This is a genomic window from Vibrio sp. VP6 (assembly GCF_028823755.1).
In the GTDB taxonomy this organism is placed as follows: domain Bacteria; phylum Pseudomonadota; class Gammaproteobacteria; order Enterobacterales; family Vibrionaceae; genus Vibrio; species Vibrio parahaemolyticus.
On the sequence record NZ_JAPEID010000142.1, the window covers coordinates 1 to 1,176 of the forward strand.

Below are 1,176 nucleotides of genomic sequence, written 5' to 3' on the forward strand. Positions count from 1 at the left end.
ATAAGGCATCTTGAGTAATTCAGTTGCCCATTTCGCGCGGTAAATCGGCTCAATGACGCTGCTCGATAGCGGAAAGGTCAGCTGGGCGTAAGCGACATCTCGAAGCTCGGTGCCAATGGTGATGCTCTTATGACCGGCTTCATAACCGATGCGCTCACGCGTCCACGGTACCGAATCAGGGCGAATACAGCGTTTGGCCGCTTCGTCGGTTTCGCTACAGTTGATCCAGAACTGCTCATCGGTGGTCACCAAATCATTGAGTTCGGTCGGGAACTCATCAATCACGGCGACCGGTGGCTTGATGGTGCGTTGCTGGTATTGGTATTTCTGGAGCGCTTCGATGACCTGCTCGATACGAACGCGGTAGTCTTGCGCGGCGTTCGTTTCTTTTTGCGTCATGAGCACTTTGGCGGCGCCCGCGTAAATCAGACCCAGCAGCGCCAGCGCAAAGAGTACATCCAGTAAGCCAAGTCCTCGTTGGCGTTTCATCATTCGTAATCCTCCTGCATACAACCGGTTTCCCCATCAAAATATTGGTGTTGCAGTTGTGAGTTAATGGTGGCGACGCCTTTATAGAGCGTGATGGTGCGCTCGGTGATGAACACGTCATCGGCAACGCTTTGGGCAGCGCGCGTGAGTGAATAACCCGACAGACCATCGGGCAGCGTCACGGTGACTTTGATGCCCCAACTCAACGTGGCACCGGTTGGGGTGCGATACGCGATAGAAATGGCGTAAGGGGACGTCAACACGGAGGCGGGCACCTCGTAATCATTGACGAGGGTTTGCAGTGTGGGCGGCTCAGACAGGGCGCGGCAGCCTGAGTCTTGCCATTGGTCGCTGATGGCGGCGTCCATGCCTTGAAATACGTCCACCATGACCGATTTGAACTCTTCGCTTTGATTGGTTTGCCGCAACAGGTGTGAGCCGATTGCGGCAGTAATAGCCAGCGAGACGCTGGCTAAAAGTAGAGCCAATAAAAACGACAGTATCGACACGCCAGATTGGCGCGTCATTACATGGTGACGGTGATGGTCGTGTCAGAGACCACAACGCTAGAACAATCAGTGTCGGCCTTGGCGCAGCGTTCGGTACTCACAGGCGCCAGTTGGTTGGCCAGAGCCAGCACGTTGTCTTGCTCAATGTTGCTGATGGCAATATCGACATAAGAGGAGT

General features: G+C 54.6%; 2 protein-coding genes. Both read right to left on the reverse strand.

What is annotated here, in order from left to right; translation table 11 throughout:
* The coding region (locus OU793_RS24525; protein ID WP_274647909.1) for a type II secretion system protein J at positions 1-492 on the reverse strand (492 nt) is incomplete at its 3' end.
* Positions 489-1,016: a hypothetical protein gene (locus OU793_RS24530; protein ID WP_024700480.1), complete on the reverse strand. Its 528-nt coding sequence runs from the start codon at positions 1,014-1,016 to the stop codon at positions 489-491. The genes OU793_RS24530 and OU793_RS24525, both read right to left, overlap by 4 nt.
* Between the last annotated feature and the right edge of the window lie 160 nt (positions 1,017-1,176).

What these genes read in the sequence shown, in the direction of transcription:
- OU793_RS24530 (WP_024700480.1), bottom strand. Translation starts at nt 1,016, where the DNA reads ATGACGCGCCAATCTGGCGTGTCGATACTGTCGTTTTTATTGGCTCTA.